Genomic DNA, 4990 nt, shown 5'->3' on the forward strand with positions numbered 1-4990 from the left:
TGGTCGCGGCCCGCGCGGCCGCCCTCCCCCCGCCGGCCCAGTCCGTCCATCCGGACATCCGCGACCTGGACGCGCTGGCCGCCGGCTGCGCCCGGGGCCGGTCCATGGGCTTCTTCGGCAGGGCGGCCATCCACCCCCGTCAGCTCCCGGTCATCGAGCGCGCCTATCTGCCCACCCCCGCGGAGGTCGACGCGGCCCGTGAGGTCGTCGCGGCGGCCGCGACCGAGCGGGGCGCCCTCGCCCTCCCGGACGGCCGCTTCGTCGACGCGGCAGTGGTGGAGGGCGCCCACCGGGTCCTCGCCCTCGCGGCCCGCGCCGGCTGAGCCGTACCCCCCGCATGCGAAAGGGCCGCCGGAACCTCTCGGTCCCGGCGGCCCTCGTGACGTTCGTGCCGGTGTCAGCTCTTGGCGGCCGACCCGGCGCCGTGATCGGCGCCGTTGCCTTCGGTTTCCGTGTCCTCGTCCCCGGGCCCGTCGGTCTTGTCCTCGACAGCGTCCGCGGCCTCGGCGTCGGCGGCCTCCGCGCCCTCGACGCCGTCCGCCTTCTCGGCGGCCTTCTCCGCGGCCCTCGGCTCCACGATCTCCTCGCGGCCCGGCCGGAAGCGGGGCGAGACGATCAGGTAGATCACGGCCGCCAGGCCGACGAAGATCGCGGTCCACACGTTGAGCCGGAGGCCCATGATGTGGTGCGCCTCGTCGACGCGCAGCGCCTCCGTCCAGACGCGGCCCGAGCAGTACGCGGCGACGTACAGGGCGAACGCCCGCCCGTGGCCGAGCTTGAAGCGGCGGTCGGCCCAGATGACCAGGAAGCCGACGGCGATGTTCCACAGCGACTCGTACAGGAAGGTCGGGTGGTACAGCCCGGCCTCGCGGTTCGGGCCCTCGGTGATCTTCAGTGCCCACGGCACGTCGGTCGGCTTGCCGTAGAGCTCCTGGTTGAACCAGTTGCCCCAGCGGCCGATGGCCTGGGCGAAGGCGATTCCGGGGGCGATGACGTCCGCGTACACGGGCAGGGAGATCCCGCGCCGACGGCAGCCGATCCAGGCGCCCACCGCGCCGAGCGCGATGGCGCCCCAGATGCCGAGGCCGCCCTCCCAGATCTTGAAGGCGTCGACCCAGTTCTCACCCTCGCTGAAGTACAGCTGGTAGTCGGTGATCACGTGGTAGAGGCGTCCGCCGACGAGGCCGAAAGGTACCGCCCAGACGGCGATGTCGGCCACGGTGCCGGCGGTGCCGCCCCGGGCGATCCAGCGCTTGTTGCCGAGCCAGACGGCGACGAAGACACCGATGATGATGCAGAAGGCATAGCCGCGCAGCGGGATCGGTCCGAGGTGGATCACGCCGGTCGACGGGCTGGGAATGTAGGCAAGGTCCATGGCAGGACCGACGCTACCCTGCCGGGCGGGCGGGACGGCAGCCCACCCGGCAACTTCTGGGTAACCAATCCTCCGGACATGCCGCCGGTCAGCCCGCCGACGGGGAGGCGGTGCCCGCCTTCTTGCCCTTGTTGGCCTCGGCGACCCACTTCTTCAGGTTCTCCGGGGAGATCTGCTCGTTCCCCTTGGTCGGGAAGATCGATTCTCCGTTGAGCAGGACGGACGGGGTGCCGCGGAAGCCGCCGTTCTGGAAGGCCTCGTTCGACTTCTTCACCCAGCTGTCGTGCGTGCCGTCGTTCACACAGCTGCGGAAGGCCGGCGTGTCGAGCCCGGGCACCTTCGCGGCCAGCTCGATCAGCTTGGCGTTCTTCCCGTAGGCGTCGTCCGTCTCGGGCGGCTGGTTGATGTAGAGCGTGTCGTGGTACGCGGTGAACTTCCCCGCGTCCTGGGCGCACGCGGCCGCGTTCGCCGCGCGCAGCGAGCCGCTGCCGCCCATGTTCCCGTCGATGAGGGTGGCGAGGTGGTAGTCGACCTTGAGCGCGCCGGAGGCCTCGAGCTCGTGGATCGAGTCCCGCATGACGTTCTCGAACTGGGCGCACGCCGGGCAGCGGAAGTCCTCCCAGACCGCGAGCGTCGACGGGGCGTCCGCCTTGCCCGTGGGGATGGCGGGCTTGGCGTCCTCGTCGGTGGCTCCGGTCGGCGCGACCACCGGTCCCGCCTTGTCGGATCCGCTGTTCTTGTCGCCGCCCGCGGCGATCACGCCGACGACCGCGGCCAGGCCGAGGACGCCGACCACCGCCGCCGACACGATCAGGACGCGCCGCTGCTTCTCGCGGGCCTTGTCGCGCTCGCGCTGCTCCTTGAGGCGCTCCCGCGCGCTCCGGTTACCGTCACCACGGTTCTTCTCGCTCACGCCCCTGGCAACGAACCGGGGAGGCACATCCGCGCCTCCCCGGTCCCATATCCACCCGAATGGGCTACGAGACGCGGCGGACGCCCTCGGCGAGTTCGGCCGCCAGTTCCCTTACGGCGGTGAGCCCGGCCGCCTCGTCGCCGTCGGCGTCGAGGATGCGCTGGACGAAGGCGGAGCCGACGATGACGCCGTCGGCGAAGCCGGCGACCTCCTTGGCCTGCGTGGCGTTGGAGACGCCGAGTCCCACGCACACCGGCAGTTCGGAGGTGGCGCGGGTGCGGCGGACCAGGTCGGCGGCCTGCTCGCCGACCGACTCGCGGGTGCCGGTGACACCCATGAGCGAGGCGGCGTAGACGAAGCCGGAGCCGGCGGCCGTGATGGTGGCGAGGCGCTCGTCCTTGCTGCTGGGCGCGACGACGAAGACGGTCGCGAGACCGTGCTTGTCGGCGTGCTCGCGCCAGACCGCGGACTCCTGGACCGGCAGGTCGGGCAGGATGCAGCCCGCGCCGCCGGCCTCGGCGAGCTCCTCGGTGAAGCGCTCGATGCCGTACCGGTCGATCGGGTTCCAGTACGTCATGACGAGGACCGGCTTGCCGGTGGCCTCGTGGGCCTCGCGGACCGTCCGCATGACGTCGGCGATCTTCACGCCGCCGCGCAGCGCGATGTCGTCGGCGGTCTGGATGACCGGGCCGTCGAGGACCGGGTCGCTGTGCGGAAGCCCGACCTCGACGACGTCGGCGCCGCCGTCGAAGACGGCCTTGATCGCGGCGATGCCGCCGTCGACGGTCGGGAAGCCGGCCGGCAGGTACGCGATGAGCGCGGCCCGGTTCTCGGCCTTGGCCTTGGCGAGGGTGTCGCCGAGCAGCTGGATGTTTCCGGTGGTCACTTGGCGTCCCCCTCGATCTCTGCGATGTCGGCGGCGTTCGCGGCCACCTCGGCGTCGGCTTCGTACAGGCCGAAATAGCGAGCGGCGGTGTCCATGTCCTTGTCGCCGCGCCCGGAGAGGTTCACGAGGAGCAGGGCGTCCTTGCCGAGCTCCTTGCCGACCTCCAGGGCCCCGGCGAGGGCGTGCGCCGACTCGATGGCCGGGATGATGCCCTCGGTACGGGAGAGCAGCCGCAGCGCCTGCATGGCGGCGTCGTCGGTGACGGCCCGGTACTCGCCGCGCCCGCTGTCCTTGAGGTACGCGTGCTCGGGGCCGATACCGGGGTAGTCGAGTCCGGCGGAGATCGAGTACGGCTCGGTGATCTGCCCCTCCTCGTCCTGGAGGACGTAGGAGCGGGACCCGTGGAGGATGCCGGGCTCGCCGGCGGTGAGGGTGGCCGCGTGCTCGCCGGTCTCGACGCCGTGGCCGGCCGGCTCGCAGCCGATCAGGCGCACGCCCGCGTCCGGGACGAAGGCGTGGAAGAGGCCGATGGCGTTGGAGCCGCCGCCGACGCAGGCGATGGCCGCGTCGGGCAGGCGCCCGGCGCGCTCCAGGAGCTGGCGGCGGGCCTCGACGCCGATGACCCGGTGGAAGTCGCGGACCATGGCGGGGAAGGGGTGCGGGCCCGCGACGGTGCCGAACAGGTAGTGCGTCCGGTCCACATTGGCGACCCAGTCGCGGAAGGCCTCGTTGATGGCGTCCTTGAGGGTGCGGCTGCCGGACTTCACGGCCACGACCTCGGCGCCGAGCATCCGCATCCGGGCCACGTTGAGGGCCTGGCGCTGGGTGTCGACCTCGCCCATGTAGATGGTGCAGTCGAGGCCGAAGAGGGCGCAGGCGGTGGCCGTGGCCACGCCGTGCTGGCCGGCACCGGTCTCGGCGATGACCCGCGTCTTGCCCATGCGCTTGGTCAGGAGGGCCTGCCCGAGCACGTTGTTGATCTTGTGCGAGCCGGTGTGATTGAGGTCCTCGCGCTTGAGGAAGATCCGGGCGCCGCCGGCGTGCTCGGCGAACCGGGGCACCTCCGTGAGGGCGCTCGGGCGGCCGGTGTAGTTGACCATCAGGTCGTTGAGCTCACGGGCGAACTCGGGATCGGCCTTGGCCTTCTCGTACTCGACGGCGACCTCGTCGACGGCGGCGACGAGGGCCTCCGGGATGAACTTGCCGCCGTAGGCGCCGAAGTAGCCCTCGGGGCTGGGGACCTGGCCTTCCAGGTCCGGGATGAAGAACTCGCTGGACATGCGGATGCTCCTCGCGGGGCGGGTGCCGCCCCGGGATACGTGGGGTCGATGGTCACGGTACGCGCGCGAGCGCTTCACGTACGGCAACGTCGCCCCCGTTGTGGGCGCCGCCCGCCCGTTGTGGGCATACGTTCCGCTGGGGCGGAACGGGTGGGCACAACGGACGGCGCCCCTTGCCGGGCCTGGGCTCCCGCGCCTGAACCCGCACCCCTTGTGCGCCGCACCACGTGGTGCGGGTCAAGGCGCGGAACGCGGGGGCGCCGCTGAAGGCGCCGTCCCGTGTGCCCACCCTCCCCCGGGCTCTCGGCTTCGCTCGAGCAGGGGGACCCCCCTGCTCTGCGGGACGATCGCCCACACGGAGGCACTACGCCCAGAGCTGGCCCTGGACCGCTTCGATCGCTTCTTCCGTCGTCTTGGCCGTGTAGAGGCCCGTCGACAGGTACTTCCAGCCGCCGTCGGCCACCACGAAGGCGATGTCGGCCGATTCGCCCGCCTTGAGGGCCTTGTTGCCCACGCCGATGGCCGCGTGGAGGGCC

At 71.9% G+C, this 4990-nt stretch carries 4 protein-coding genes and 2 pseudogenes; 1 reads left to right on the top strand and 5 read right to left on the bottom strand.

From position 1 onward, the window contains the following. Nucleotides 1-323, top strand: a pseudogene (locus CCN56_RS35845) (CoA ester lyase); the annotation flags it as partial. A gap of 74 nt (nt 324-397) precedes the next feature. Here the strand turns inward: CCN56_RS35845 and lgt are convergent. The 5 genes and pseudogenes from lgt to cysM form a co-directional block, all read right to left on the bottom strand. Next, nucleotides 398-1375: a prolipoprotein diacylglyceryl transferase gene (lgt, locus tag CCN56_RS35850; protein WP_086831938.1), complete on the bottom strand. Its 978-nt coding sequence runs from the start codon at nt 1373-1375 to the stop codon at nt 398-400. Nucleotides 1376-1463: 88 nt separating this feature from the next. Next, complete coding sequence (locus tag CCN56_RS35855) at nt 1464-2288, bottom strand: thioredoxin domain-containing protein (RefSeq protein ID WP_086831939.1); 825 nt, start codon at nt 2286-2288, stop codon at nt 1464-1466. A gap of 64 nt (nt 2289-2352) precedes the next feature. After that, nucleotides 2353-3174: a tryptophan synthase subunit alpha gene (gene trpA / locus CCN56_RS35860; RefSeq protein WP_086831940.1), complete on the bottom strand. Its 822-nt coding sequence runs from the start codon at nt 3172-3174 to the stop codon at nt 2353-2355. Next, entirely contained in the window at nt 3171-4454 is a 1284-nt protein-coding gene (gene trpB / locus CCN56_RS35865; RefSeq protein WP_041128740.1) for a tryptophan synthase subunit beta, read from the bottom strand. The genes trpA and trpB overlap by 4 nt, the downstream gene beginning before the upstream one ends. Before the next feature lie 364 nt (nt 4455-4818). Next, nucleotides 4819-4990, bottom strand: a pseudogene (cysM, locus tag CCN56_RS35870) (cysteine synthase B); the annotation flags it as partial.

Origin of the sequence: Streptomyces sp. NRRL B-24572 (genome assembly GCF_002156145.1) — a bacterium.
In the GTDB taxonomy this organism is placed as follows: domain Bacteria; phylum Actinomycetota; class Actinomycetes; order Streptomycetales; family Streptomycetaceae; genus Streptomyces; species Streptomyces vietnamensis.